The sequence below is a fragment of the Sporosarcina ureae genome, from assembly GCF_002101375.1.
Lineage (GTDB): Bacteria > Bacillota > Bacilli > Bacillales_A > Planococcaceae > Sporosarcina > Sporosarcina ureae_B.
This window is the reverse complement of record NZ_CP015207.1, coordinates 1,685,438-1,698,278: the sequence shown is the minus strand read 5'-3', so window position 1 is coordinate 1,698,278 and position 12,841 is coordinate 1,685,438. Positions and strand designations below refer to the sequence as shown.

Annotated in this window: 10 protein-coding genes; 4 read left to right on the top strand and 6 right to left on the bottom strand. The window is 40.5% G+C overall.

The window, feature by feature from the left end:
* The first annotated feature begins 35 nt into the window (after nucleotides 1-35).
* A complete protein-coding gene (locus SporoP8_RS08455) occupies nucleotides 36-1,676 on the top strand; it encodes an S-layer homology domain-containing protein (protein ID WP_085132092.1) in 1,641 nt (546 codons plus the stop codon).
* Nucleotides 1,677-1,782: 106 nt separating this feature from the next.
* Here SporoP8_RS08455 and SporoP8_RS08450 read toward each other — a convergent pair whose 3' ends face one another.
* Nucleotides 1,783-3,015 (bottom strand): dicarboxylate/amino acid:cation symporter, encoded by a 1,233-nt coding sequence (locus SporoP8_RS08450; protein WP_085132091.1) that lies wholly within the window; start codon nucleotides 3,013-3,015, stop codon nucleotides 1,783-1,785.
* A gap of 183 nt (nucleotides 3,016-3,198) precedes the next feature.
* Here SporoP8_RS08450 and SporoP8_RS08445 point away from each other — a divergent pair, with 183 nt between their 5' ends.
* Both SporoP8_RS08445 and SporoP8_RS08440 read left to right on the top strand, forming a co-directional pair.
* The gene (locus tag SporoP8_RS08445; protein WP_085132090.1) at nucleotides 3,199-3,618 is read left to right on the top strand and encodes a MarR family winged helix-turn-helix transcriptional regulator; all 420 of its coding nucleotides are present in this window, start codon (nucleotides 3,199-3,201) and stop codon (nucleotides 3,616-3,618) included.
* A gap of 12 nt (nucleotides 3,619-3,630) precedes the next feature.
* Complete coding sequence (locus SporoP8_RS08440; RefSeq protein WP_085132089.1) at nucleotides 3,631-4,815, top strand: MFS transporter; 1,185 nt, start codon at nucleotides 3,631-3,633, stop codon at nucleotides 4,813-4,815.
* Between the two features lie 48 nt (nucleotides 4,816-4,863).
* On the opposite strand, the gene SporoP8_RS08435 is transcribed toward SporoP8_RS08440, so the two are convergent.
* The 3 genes from SporoP8_RS08435 to SporoP8_RS08425 form a co-directional block, all read right to left on the bottom strand.
* Nucleotides 4,864-5,808, bottom strand: a complete 945-nt coding sequence (locus SporoP8_RS08435) for a GGDEF domain-containing protein (RefSeq protein ID WP_085132088.1) — start codon at nucleotides 5,806-5,808, stop codon at nucleotides 4,864-4,866.
* Between the two features lie 3 nt (nucleotides 5,809-5,811).
* On the bottom strand, nucleotides 5,812-6,624 hold the full coding sequence (locus SporoP8_RS08430) for an alpha/beta fold hydrolase (RefSeq protein WP_085132087.1): 813 nt from the start codon (nucleotides 6,622-6,624) through the stop codon (nucleotides 5,812-5,814).
* Nucleotides 6,625-6,748: 124 nt separating this feature from the next.
* Nucleotides 6,749-7,939: a coenzyme F420-0:L-glutamate ligase gene (locus tag SporoP8_RS08425; RefSeq protein WP_085132086.1), complete on the bottom strand. Its 1,191-nt coding sequence runs from the start codon at nucleotides 7,937-7,939 to the stop codon at nucleotides 6,749-6,751.
* A gap of 112 nt (nucleotides 7,940-8,051) precedes the next feature.
* On the opposite strand from SporoP8_RS08425, the gene SporoP8_RS08420 reads away from it, so the two are divergent.
* A complete protein-coding gene (locus SporoP8_RS08420) occupies nucleotides 8,052-8,936 on the top strand; it encodes a LysR family transcriptional regulator (RefSeq protein ID WP_085132085.1) in 885 nt (294 codons plus the stop codon).
* 89 nt (nucleotides 8,937-9,025) lie between these two features.
* Here SporoP8_RS08420 and SporoP8_RS08415 read toward each other — a convergent pair whose 3' ends face one another.
* The gene (locus SporoP8_RS08415) at nucleotides 9,026-11,098 is read right to left on the bottom strand and encodes a catalase (protein ID WP_198165992.1); all 2,073 of its coding nucleotides are present in this window, start codon (nucleotides 11,096-11,098) and stop codon (nucleotides 9,026-9,028) included.
* Between the two features lie 55 nt (nucleotides 11,099-11,153).
* Nucleotides 11,154-12,830, bottom strand: a complete 1,677-nt coding sequence (locus tag SporoP8_RS08410) for an ABC1 kinase family protein (protein WP_232319251.1) — start codon at nucleotides 12,828-12,830, stop codon at nucleotides 11,154-11,156.
* Nucleotides 12,831-12,841 lie beyond the last annotated feature (11 nt).

The following is a 12,841-nucleotide window of genomic DNA, read 5'->3' as shown; positions in this document are numbered from 1 at the left end:
TATAATAATCTGAAAATGGGAAGGTGGTATGTATAATGACCAAAAAGTCGATTAGCTATATTGTGATGGCATTTGCCTTAGTTTTACAAATAGCCGTTATGCCGTTACAAGCGTCTGCTGCAGATCCTGAAAAAGCCCCTACTTGGATTTCTCCTATTAATTATTTAGCATTAGGGGATTCATTAGCAGCGGGTGTCACACCGAATAACGAATTGGGTAAAGGCTATACGGACTTTTTAGCAGAGGAATTGGCTACGAGTGAAGTATTGCAAGCAAGTAATAAAGGATTTTCGTACCCGGGCTATAAAACAGATGATGTTTTAAAAGATTTTGAGATGGACGTCACGAAACCAATTATAGGTATTGGACATTCCGAAAAAACTGCTACTCTTCGTCAATCGGTGAAAGAAGCCAATCTCATTACGTTAACAATTGGTGCAAATGATGTGTTGCCAAAGTTTACGTTTGACGACAAAGGTACCCCGCAATTCAACGCGGAGGAATTACAGGCAGCTATAATGAAAGTCGGGATGAATACGCAAAAAATCTTGGCGGAAATTTATCAACTGAATCCGAGTGCACAAGTATATGTGATGGGCTATTACAATCCATTCCCTTACTTGAGTCCACAGAATCAACCGATAGTGAATCAGCTTGTCATGACGTTAAATGATGCAATTAAAAAAGGTATGACAGGCACTACAGCGCAGTTTGTTGACACATCAAAGAAAATCGCTGAAGATCCTTATACGTACCTGCCTAATCCTGAAAATATTCATTTAAGTCAAGCGGGTTACAAAGTAGTAATGGAGGCTTTCCACAAATCATTGATGGAGAACTATTCATGGTTTGCTAAAGATGCACTTACTGTCTCAGCTAAAAATGCCACAACAGTAGAGCTAAACTGGAAACCGGTTATTGATACGGGAATGATTTCGACGTATCAAGTCTTTATTGGCGATAAAATGGTAGGCGAAGTGATGTCACCTGTATTATCTTATGAAATGACAGATCTTGAGCCGAATAAAGAGTATCACTTCTCTGTTCAAGCTGTTGATCAAAACGGTAAAAAGAGCAAGCAACACTTGCATACTAAATACACATTAGAGAAAGTGCCGGCAGAACCAACAGTGATGTTTACAGATATCACAGATCACTGGGCTAAAGATGTAATTGAAATGGCGGCAATGAAAGGTATTGTGAGTGGTTATGCGGATCATACGTTCCGACCGGAAAAATCACTAACACGTGCACAAGCTACGTCAATTATTGTTCGTGCACTGGATTTAAAGCCTAAAAGCAAAAAATGGGCATTTAATGATTTAGCAGACTACGCAGATAGCACAAAAGTGGATATTCAAGCGGCCTTTGATCATGGCTTAGTAAGTGGAGTAAATGGACACTTCATGCCAAATAAGCCCATCACTCGTGCGCAGTTAGCATTAGTACTTAGCCGAACGTATGAAGTAGCAACTGGAAAGCCGTTTGCGCCAACAGTCGCTGCACCGTTTACGGATATTAAGAAGTTCTCAAAAGACACGCAGTGGGCAATAGCGGGTCTTTACCAAATGAACATAGCAACAGGAGACAATGGTAAGTTCATGCCAAACCATGCCACAACGCGAGCGCATGCTGCAAAGATGATCGTTCATTCTATGGAAGCATTTGGACAATAATTAATAATGCAAAAGTCAAAAGGCAAACCTCGCATTGAGGTTTGCCTTTTGACTTTTGTCCTATTTTAGAAAACGACATTAGTTAACCGTCGATCAACGGTGCGGTTTATGCAAATTTCTTACGCGGTGTTTTCTTATCCACAACAGCGGCACCGACGATATCCCCCATGACGTTAGAAGCGGTACCTGCCATACCAATCAATGCATCGACTCCGGCAATCAGAGCGACGATCTCAAGCGGTAATCCGAACATAGTGAGTACTGCAGATAGAGTAACCAATCCGGCAGCGGGTACGCCAGCTGTTCCAATAGAAAGTAAGGTTCCAATCGCGATAATAACGATAAAATCTACAGCAGAAAGATTCAAGTTCGTAATATTTGCTGCGAAAACGAGGGAAATCCCCATGCGCAATGCGCCGCCGTCGGAATTGAAGACTGCACCGAGCGGTAAAGCAAAGTTTGCTGTATTCTCGGAGACACCCGCTTTTTTAGCAGATTCAATCGCTATTGGCAACGTAGCAATACTACTAGAAGTAAAGAATGCCGTTGTATAGGCATCTCTCGTATTACGATAAAAAGGCAATACTGGATTTCCAAAAAGTTTTAGAAATCCACTGTAGACAAATAACCAGAGAATCAAAACGCCAAGATAGAATACACCTACGAATGACAATAGTCCAAGTAAGGTTTCCCATCCTTGTTCACCAAAAGCGGTGGCACTGATCGCGAAAACACCAATTGGTGCATATAACAAAACGCCTTCAAGAATTTTATAGAACATCGTATTAAGTGCGTTAAAGAAACGGTCGAGAAAACTTCCCATTTCAACGAGCTTCGTATCTTTGGAAAACTTCATGGAAGACATGGCCATACCGATGATGATGGCAATGAACAAAATGGCCATCAAATCTCCAGAAGTAAAAGCTTCAAATATATTACTTGGCACAATTTGTAACAGGATTTCTGAAAATCCAGGTGCATGTGGAGGTTCCACTACTGCGTCAGTAGGTAAAGTCAAATGTCTACCGGGCTTGATCCACATCGCCAGTGAAAGTCCGATTAATACAGCGGCGGCGGTAGTCGCCATATAATAGAGAAGTAACTTACCGCCCATTTTGCCAAGTTGGGCTAAATTCATTTGATTAACAGCTAATACAACCGTCAAGAAGATTACAGGAATGGCAACCAAGCTGAGTAAATTTAATAACAAGGTTCCAAACGGTTTGAGGAAAGTAGTGTAGTCATTAAAAAAGATTCCAAGGATGGTGCCCGCAATAAATCCAATCGTGATTTTAGCGACAAAAGGTGTGTTCTTATACGTATTCCAAATGGGTACCACTCTCCTGTTCGTGACGTATTCCCTCCGTTAGTGAATAAATGGATGAGAATATTATTTTATCATATCATATCCGTATAAATAGGTTACGTTATGTATCTTGGTATTGCTTTACTTTCCATTAGAAAGGATTTAGAATAATGCCAATGATTAACTAGACTAACTAAAAATAAGAGGTGTAAATGTTTGAAGCAATCACAACAGTTTTTTGCAGAATATGTTCAACTCTATCGTCCATTGTTGAATCGACTAAATAATTTGCTAGCACCATATCAATTATTTCACTCACAATGGGGAATACTGAAGCTATTGTGGATAGAAGGTGAAATGACGTCAGCAGAAATTGCAGTACGTAGACAAGTTGAAAAGCCAAGTGTTACTAAAATTGTTCAGCGTCTATTGGAAATGGGTTTAGTAAGTGTCCGTCCCGGAACAGACCGCAGGGAGAAATGGATTGGTCTGACTGAACAAGGACAAGCTACAGTATCAAATATTATAGCGGGCTTGGAAGTGTTTTATGAGAATTTACTTGAGGGTGCCACAGAAGAGGATTTAGAAGCGGGCATTCGTATATTAAAACAAGCAAATAAAAATCTTCATAAATGAGAGAGTGGTTAAATGGATAATAAAACAATTTGGACAAAGGACTTTATCGTTACATCAATCATCAACTTCTTTTTAATGTTAGTAATGTATTTACTTATAGTTACGATTGCGCCTTATTCAGTGAAAGAGTATGGCGTATCAACCAGTGTTGCAGGTCTCGTGTCAGGTATTTTCATCATTGGAACACTAATTGCACGCCTTGCTGTAGGTGGTTTAATAGAAAAGGTCGGCAGCCGGAATATTTTATTGATAGGATTGTTAGTCACTGTATTAGCATCCGCCTTTTATTTCGGAGCAGTAAACTTACCGTTATTGATGGCGAATCGATTCTTCCATGGAGTTGGACTAGGCATTTCTTCTACCGCAACAGGCACGATGGTAGCTCAAATGCTTCCACCTTCACGTAGAGGTGAAGGAATTGGGTATTTCAGTTTAAGCACGGTTCTTGCTACGGCTGTTGGACCATTTTTCGGTATTTTCTTAAGTCAGCACTATCATTTCAACGTACTCTTTACGTTTTGCCTGATACTCAGTATCGGTTGTGCGGCCATGTTCATGTTTGTTAAGAAAACACCCACAGTCATGCCTAAAAAGAATGTACAGGCGACAGCAAAGAAATTAGGAATTCGCGGATTATTTGAAGTGCGGGCATTACCGATCGCGTTCGTAACATTGTTAGCTGCTATTGCTTATTCTGGTGTACTGTCATTCATTTCGTTCTATGCAGAGGAAATCAACTTAGTGAGTGCGGCCAGCTTCTTCTTTTTAGTATACGCCATCGCTGTACTACTCTCGAGACCGTATACCGGTAAACTATTGGATGTGAAGGGTAATAAGTTTGTTGTCTATCCTTCGTTGTTAATATTTGCTGGTGGATTGTTATTATTAAGTGAGGCGAGTGCAGGTTGGATGCTATTGCTTGCGGGTGGTGTGCTTGGGCTTGGATTTGGGAACTTCCAATCATGTGCACAAGCGATTGCATTGCAAGGTGTTAAACCAGAGCGTTTGGGTGTTGCTACATCCACGTTCTTCATTTTCTTAGACTTTGGTTTTGGCTTTGGTCCATATGTACTCGGATTACTTGTACCAATCATCGGCTACCAACAACTGTATTTGGTTCTCATGGTTGTAGTACTTATCGCGCTTGGCTTATTCATGCTATTCAGTCGGATGCACCAACGTGCTAGCGTGAAATGAAATTGATAAACTACACAAAAGACACTACATAATATTAGTAGTGTCTTTTCATATGAGTGTTAATCGATTTCGACCATTACGTTTAGAAGTATACTGTGCATCATCAGCTCTGCCGTAAATATACTTTGATTGGTCGCCTTTTTGGAAACTCGTAATTCCCATACTGACGGTTATCGATATGCTACTCAATTCGGAGTTCTCGATATAGCCTCGAAGCTCTTCCGCTCTTTCACAGTTCTTTTGGTGATCAGGATCATCAAATAATATTGCAAATTCTTCGCCGCCAATTCGAGCTACTATGTCGGGAAAATAAACTTTGTGCTCCAACTTGCGTGCTAATTCCCTCAGTACATCATCTCCGACCTGATGACCATATGTATCATTGACAGTTTTGAAATGGTCGATATCAAACAACAATAAAGAGAACGAACGTATCGTATAGAGTTCAGCACGCTCGATCGCAGCGTCTAGACTTCTTCGAAATACACGACGATTATAGAGTCCTGTTAATTCGTCTCGTGTAGCTAGTTCTTGAAGTTCTCCATTCAATTCGAGAAGTTGCTGTTGCTTGGACTCTACTTCCTCAAGCAATCCAAGTAATTTATTGTACGCTTCATCCGTCTGTTGTTGAATTTTTTCTGCTTCTCTTTTTGATTTTAATAACTGATTTTCATATTCATCCCGTACTTTAATCTGGACAACTATGCCTTCATACAATCCATTACGTTTAGTGACATTCATCAATACAGGAAGGGGGCATTTATCCACTTTAAAGTTTAAATACATTTCACGTATTTCATGGTGCACAGAAATGGACGGCACGAAGTAAGTTTGGAAATAGACTTTAGATGGAACTGTTAGCACGTCATGCATATGTCGCGGCATGTTGTCTAGGCATAATATATCTCGCATCGTCTTATTCATTTCAACAAACTCCCAATCATTTGTTAAGACGAAATATCCGCAAGGCAATAAGTCTAACCGCTCGTCCATAATTTATACGCTCCTATCCTCTTCGAGAAAACGTTTAATCTCTTCAATTGTTTCATTAGGGTGACTAATATGTGGGTTATGTCCTTTTGCTTTCATGATGACTAGTTCACTGTCCGGAAGGCGCTCATGAATATAGTGTCCTACTTCAACCGGTACAATAGAGTCTTCGGTCGGCTGTAAAATAAGCGTTCTTGTGGAAACCTTATATAGTTCCTCACGAACATCTGACATGAATGTTGCTTCTGCAAAGTGACGTGCGATACCAGGATCATTCGTACATAGCATAGACTCGAACTCTTCGGAGAGATGTGGTCGATCTTCATTTTTCATCGAAATGGGTGCTAAATATTTGGTGAACTCTTTATAGTTCATCTCCATCATATCGAGCAATTCATCAATATCTTCACGTTCAAATCCGCCATAGTAGTCAGGTTCATTCAAGTAATGGGGGGAAGGGCCGATCATGATCAGCTTTTCCATCAAGTCAGGTCTTTGAATAGAAGCGAGCACACCAATCATTCCGCTTACTGAGTGACCCACATAGATAATATCTTTTAGTTCTAGTGCGTCACATACTTCGATTACGTCTTGTGCGTAGCCGTGTAATGATGCATAGCGCTCTACTGAGTAAGCTGTCTTATCGCTTTTACCAGAGCCGACGTAATCAAACGTCACAATCCGATACTGTTTTTCAAATGCAGCAATGACCTGATTCCATACCGTTTGATCACAGCCAAAACCGTGTGCAAAGACTATCGTTTGTTCGCCGGAACCTGTTATATGTACAGCGTTTCTTCTTTTAATATCTATTGTCATAAACTCAAATCCCTTCTTCTGAACTTCAAGTAAATTATTACCATTGTAGCATAGAAAGATTCTTTTATAATACTTGTGCGATAAAATAAAAAACACCTGTGAGAATTCTCACAGGTGTAATTTCTTAGTTTGTGAAGTTATCGAAGTATCCTTGAATAAAGACAATAGGTGTGCCTTTGTCTCCACTACCTGAAGTCAAGTCGGATAACGATCCGATTAAATCTGTTAGCTTACGAGGAGTTGTTCCTTGTGAAGCCATTGATCCCATTAGATTAGTGTCTTTGTTCTCGATGAAATCGGACACGGCTTTCTTTAATTCATCTCCGCGTAACTCAGAGAAATCATTATCAGCTAAGTATTTTAGTTTCACTTCATTGGGAATACCGTCAAGCCCATCTGTATAAGCAGGGGATACGACTGGATCAGCAAGTTCCCAAATCTTACCTACTGGGTCTTTGAATGCGCCATCTCCGTAAATCATCACTTCAATATGCTTGCCTGTTTCTTTTTTTAACATGTTCTGAATGTTATCCACTATCGGCTGACAGCTATGAGGGAACAATTTGATACTGTCCTCTTGAGCTTTGTTTGCGCCAAGTAAGCCGAACTCTTCATTGTAGCCACTGCCGTCGACAGAAGTTGCCAAGATATCATCCAAACCGTAAATCTTCTCGGCGCCGTTTGCTTCCAAAATACGCTTTGTTCTGAAACGTGTATGGATATCGCAAGTCAATACAGTTTTCGTATAATCTAAAATCGTTCTCGCGTTATTGGAGAAGATGACTTCATGTTCTACACCGAACTCGTCCATCAATGATTTATAGTATTCAATATAGTCAACGCCCGTAAATGGGTGTTTGTTATCGCCAAAATGTTCGCGGAACTCAGCTTCAGTCAATACATCAGTCCAAGGGTTAACTCCCTTTTCATCTAGACGATCAAGCTCAACTAAGTGGTTTCCGACTTCATCGGAAGGATAGCTAAGCATTAAAATGATTTTCTTTGCACCTTTTGCAACACCGCGTAAGCAGTTTCCAAAACGGTTCCGACTTAGAATAGGGAAAATGACACCAATAGTATCATCGCCGAATTTTGCTTCGATATCTTTTGCGATATGATCGATTGTTGCATAGTTTCCTTGCGCACGCGCTACAATTGACTCCGTGATAGATACAATATCTTTATCTTGAAACGTGATATTTTCTTTTTTAGAAGCTTCTAATACACTATCCACTACGATCTGATCAATATTGTCACCTTCATTAATAATCGGACAACGTAATCCTCTAACAACCGTTCCTACAACTCTTCCCAAAACAATCGCTCCTTAGTGAAACTCAATTTGATCACTCTTCTTTGTATTATAACGTCCATTTGTGGTATAAGTAAAATTAATATACTTAATAGGGGATATAAGGAGGGTTTATATGTCAATCAACTTAGAGTGGTATAAAGTCTTCCGTACAGTTGTGCATAATGAAAGCTTCTCGAAAGCCGCCCGAAGTTTATTTATGACACAACCTGCTGTCAGTCAAATTATATCGCAACTAGAAGGTGCATTGGATACACGTCTATTCAACCGTACATCCAAAGGAGTGACATTGACCGACGAAGGCTCCTTGCTATACGAGTATGTCAATTCAGCACTAAATTTAATCGTGGCAGGCAATGAAAAGTTGCTGGAGTTGAAGAATCTGTCATCTGGTGAATTAAAAATAGGGGTAGGGGATACGATATCTCGTTATTATCTGCTACCTTATCTGGAAGCTTTTCATACGAGTTTTCCGGGTATCCGATTCAAAATTATTAATGGTACTACGTTAGAGCTAATCGCCGCGTTGAAATCAGGCGAAGTGGATATAGCAATTTGCAACTTTCCAATTGAAGACGATTCGTTGGAGAAGCGCGCTTGTTTCGATGTGCAAGATACCTTCGTTTATGGCGAACGGTTTAAGAAGTTGTTCTTGAAGCCTGTGCCTTTGCACGAGCTTTCGAGATTGCCGTTAATATTACTGGAGTCGAAATCCAATTCGCGTCAGTATGTAGAGGATTTTCTGTTGAGAGAGGGTGTAAAAATTCACCCTGAATTTGAACTGGGTTCGCATGAGCTATTGCTGGAATTTGCCCAAATCAATTTGGGCATTGCGTGTGTAGTGAAAGAGTTCTCGGAAGAATACTTGGAACGTGGCATGCTTCAGGAAGTAGAATTTCTGAAGCCCATACCTAAGCGGAGCATCGGTGTATGCTACTTAAAGGAAGTATCGTTATCACCAGCTGCTTCAAAGTTTATTGGCATATTGGAGAAGAATTAAATAAGTTACACGTGACGAATTAATAACTTAAAACGGTACATATAAAGCTGCGTCAAGAAGTGGATCTTCTTGACGCAGCCTTGGTTTGATTATGCGTAAATATTACGATCCCAGAAGCGGTGGTGTGCAACAGCCTCTACCCATTGCTCGCCTTCACCTGAAACTTTCAAGTCTGTCAGAATGCCAGGACCTGGTTTTACTTTCGTCTTCTCCATTAACTCTTTAGCTGCTGAAGCAGAGCCGATCGGTTTGAAGTGCATATACGCTTCATTAACGAAATCAGCGACATCCGCCTCGAATTTCTGTTGTTGCTTCGCCTGTCCGCCAACGACATATAACGCGTCATATAAGACGGAGTGAACTGTCAACAACGTTTCATCTACATCAACTGTAGCTCCATTTTTGCCAGTTAGCTTACCGAACTTCTCGCTCACAATATCGATTGTCATACCTGCATCCAATGAGGCCTTTAAAAATGGCTCAAGTGCTTCATCGTCAAACTGGTCCGTGATCAATACCGCCACTGAACGAGTATCGGGTACCTTCGCCGTGTTTTCCTGACTAAGGGCTGGGGATGACTTGGATTCAGTGGACTGCGTCACATCTGTTGGTGCATCGACACCCACTGCATCTGCAACTTGAGTGGCCATATTGATATCAACATTAGCAAACATATCTACCGCTTGTTTTCTCACATTCATATCATTCACTTTTCCAATTTCAAAGCTGAATGCTGCGATAATATGCTCTTTTTCTGCGTTAGACATACTGTTCCAAAATAGTCGCGCTTGTGAATAGTGGTCCTTAAATGAATCACTTCGAGCTTGTACTTTACGGCCTTCCACCTTCTCTTGATAATGTACGTATCCGCCATTTTCCTCGGGAGTCGTATCCGGTTTATTGTTGGATAAAGAATTATTATGATAGTGAGTTTGTCCCACGTTGATTGTCTGTCTGCCATATCCGTCACGCTGGTTATTGTGGAACGGACAGACTGGTCGGTTGATAGGTAACTCATGGAAGTTAGGTCCGCCTAGACGGATTAACTGTGTGTCTGTATAAGAGAACAATCTACCTTGTAGCAATGGATCGTTGGAGAAATCAATTCCCGGTACGACGTTACCTGGGTGGAATGCAACTTGTTCCATTTCCGCAAATACATTGTCTACATTGCGGTTTAATGTCATCTTCCCAATAATTTTTACTGGAATATCTTCTTCAGGCCATAGCTTGGTAGGATCTAGAATATCAAAATCAAATTTGAATTCATCTTTTTCTTCTAGTAACTGTATGCCTAGTTCAAATTCTACGAAGTTTCCATTTTCAATCGATTCCCATAAGTCCCGGCGGTGGAAGTCAGGGTCTTTTCCGTTGATCTTCTGCGCTTCATCCCAAACTAATGAGTGGGCACCGAGCTTTGGTTTCCAGTGGAATTTTACAAAATGCGCTTCACCTTGGTCATTTATCAATCGATAGGTGTGTACACCAAAACCTTCCATCATACGGAAACTTCGTGGAATCGCACGGTCGGACATTTGCCACATGACCATATGTGCAGATTCCTGATTGTTCGCAACGAAATCCCAGAATGTATCATGTGCAGATGCGGCCTGCGGCATTTCATTATGTGGCTCAGGCTTCACAGCGTGAACTAAGTCAGGAAATTTAATAGCATCTTGAATAAAGAATACCGGTATATTATTTCCGACTAGATCATAGTTTCCTTCTTGCGTATAAAACTTCACAGCAAAACCTCGTGCGTCACGCACAGTTTCAGCAGACCCTTTACTTCCCGCTACAGTAGAAAATCTGGTGAATACAGGAGTTTTGATACCGGGTTCTTGTAAAAATCCTGCTTTCGTATATTTCTTCATAGACTCATATACTTCGAATTCGCCATGCGCCGCAAAGCCTCGTGCGTGAACTACCCGCTCTGGGATCCGTTCGTGATCAAAGTGCGTCATTTTCTCTCGGAAATGGAAATCCTCCATCAACGTTGGACCACGTGTCCCTACTTTTAGTGAATGTTCATCTTCTGAAATTTTCAAACCTTGATTTGTTGTCATAGAATGTTCGTTGTCATAGGCACGGAACGTTTCCAATTGTTTGTTTTTACTTTCTTCGTTTAGTTGATGATCTTTCTTCACATAAAATCCTCCCATCGTAAATAGTAATCTGCTTTTCTTATTCCCCAATTGCGTGGGGATAAACAGAGGACTATATTCTTCCGGAACGTATGATAGAAAATAGCAGATAAATAAACATTAACGATGCAATGACCGCGCCGACTTCAATAAGAGGTAATTTTAAGAAGAGCGCGGTTTGACCAGAAATGGCAGAACCGATAATCAGACCGACCATAAGAATACTGAATGCCAACAACACAATACTTAATGAAAGACGGTTGGCAATTTTGTCGAGTCGGCGAAAAATGATATTTGTTTGCTTTAAGCCTACATCCAATTCCACTTTACCTTTTTGTATAGTTTTGACGGCTTTTTTCATCTCGTTAGGCAATTCAGACAAAATTTCCGCATTCTTGATAAAAGAGTGCCAACCATTTTCTAGTAAGTAGCGTGGGTCAAATTGTTTGAATACCATCTTTTTACCGTACGGCTCAATAGCTTTCATAATACTGAATGACGGATCCAGCTTTCCTAGTACACCTTCAAGTGTAAGAATCACTTTTACTAGAATAGCGATTTCATTCGGTAAACGTATGCGGTGTCGATAGGCAATGGAGAAAATTTCCATAAATACATCGCCTAGCCTTAAATCTGTAAGTGACGTTTCATAATACTTTCGCTGAATAATCTGCAAGTCACGATATAATGCATCCGTATTAGTATTTTCATGCAAAATATTCATAGTATCAAAGACATCAATTATTCTAGTAATATTTCCTTTTTGCAATGCAATAAGTAATGAAATGAAATGGTAAGTCATTTCCTTACTTAGTTGACCGACCATACCAAAATCTAAATAATGGATAACGTTTCCAGGGGCAATAAAGATATTACCGGGATGAGGATCACCGTGGAAAAATCCATTCTCCATTACCTGGGAAAGCATAGAATTCGCAATTCTTTCTGCAATAACTTGGCGATTATATCCTTCGCGGTCCAGTTGTTCGACGTTGCTCACTTTAATGCCGGTGACTAGTCCTGTTGTTAAGACAACACGCGTAGTGTATTCATCGTAAACAAATGGAACTTCAATAGTGGGGTCTTTCGCAAATTGTTGTGAGATTCTTTCTGCGTTACGGCTTTCCAGTTGATAGTCCAGTTCTTCCCGTAGAGAATGAGAGAACTCATAGATTAAATCCTTAATATGATATGCTTTCGCCCAGTCCATATTCTTTTCGAGAAATCCTGCCAGGTCGTGCAAGATGGCTAGGTCTGTATTTACTTGTTGTTGAATATTAGGTCGCTGTATTTTCACCGCTACATGTTCTCCACTAGGCAAGCGAGCGGTATGCACCTGGCCTATGGAAGCCGAGGCAAGCGGTTTTTCATTGAATTCCAAGAAGAGTTCTTCAATCGTTCCACCTAATTGATACTCGATTATTTCTCTTACGACTTCAAATGGAAATGACTCTACATGGTCTTGAAGTTTTTCAAGCTCTGAAGCGATTTCCTCTGGTACTAAATCACGGCGGCCGCTGGCAATTTGTCCAAGCTTAACGAAAGTTGGTCCGAGTTGTTCTAATGCCGTTCTTAATTTTTTGCCGACATGGTATAAATTCAAATCTACTTGTTCATCTGCAGAAGTAAACTTTCGATCTGTCAGTCCAAGCCGGAATAAGATATGACTGAATCCATTTCTCAAAAAGACATTTAGGATTTCTTGTGAACGCTGTGCATTTTTCATTCTTCTTTTTAACAAAAAGAACACCTCCGTATCTA